Source organism: Paraburkholderia sp. BR10937 (assembly GCF_040965695.1).
Lineage (GTDB): Bacteria > Pseudomonadota > Gammaproteobacteria > Burkholderiales > Burkholderiaceae > Paraburkholderia.
The window spans coordinates 1-869 of the sequence record NZ_JBFRCL010000153.1 but is presented as its reverse complement, the minus strand read 5'-3'; the positions used below and the strand labels follow the sequence as shown (position 1 = coordinate 869).

Sequence of the window (869 nt, the reverse complement as noted above, 5' to 3'; positions counted from 1 at the left end):
GCTTGCTCGAGCACTCGCGCGCGAAACGGCCGCGGGTGGCCTGAAAACCAAGGTTGCGGATCTCGACACGCAGCAGGGAACAACCGTTGACTGGCATCGCACGCGCATGGATGCCGGCATCGAACCGGCCGTGTCGGTCGAATCGTTCAAGACGGCAGCGCAGGCACTGGCAATCGTTGACGGCTTCGACATCCTGATTCTCGATGGACCCGCTAGAACGAGCCAGGCAACGCTGGAAATCGCCAAGGCGGCAAACCTCATCGTGCAACCTACCGGCGCCTCGCTGGACGATCTGCGGCCCGCCGTGCGCGAGTTTCACGCGCTGGTTAAAGCCGGCATTCCCAAAGACCGTCTGACGTTCGCGCTAAACCGGATCGGCACCGACGCCGAGGAGACGGACGCACGCATCTACCTGGCCGAAGCTGGGTATTCCGTCCTCGCTGGCTGCCTTGTCGAGCGGCCGGCATATCGGCAAGCCCAGAACAGCGGTTTGGCCGTCACAGAGACACGGTATTCGAAGCTCAACACGCGAGCTGATGCCCTGATTCAATCCCTCATCGATCGCGTTACGGAGTAAGCCATGGTCGACGTTAGCAAACTCAAACGGAAAAGCTCCCTTGGGGCTCCCCCCGCAATCGACGAGGCCAGCCCTAACCTCGAGGCCCCCGAACACGCGCCGGCCGCTCCTACGCCAGCAACAACACCGCGAGCGCGCATCGACGGGCGATCCCTTCGCCGTACCCATCGAACCGTCCAGTTCGCGACGCGCGTAAGTGCTGAGTTTGATGAGCGCATCAGAACGATCGCACAGCGCGACAACCTCCTGCTGGTTGAGATTCTGGAAAGGGCTCTCGATGCCTACGAAAACC

At 61.9% G+C, this 869-nt stretch carries 2 protein-coding genes; both read left to right on the top strand.

Annotated features, from left to right (window positions below; translation table 11 throughout):
- The coding region (locus AB4Y44_RS42405; RefSeq protein ID WP_368702817.1) for a ParA family protein at positions 1–577 on the top strand (577 nt) is incomplete at its 5' end.
- A gap of 3 nt (positions 578–580) precedes the next feature.
- A partial coding sequence (locus tag AB4Y44_RS42400) for a hypothetical protein (RefSeq protein WP_368702816.1) occupies positions 581–869 on the top strand: 289 nt, incomplete at its 3' end.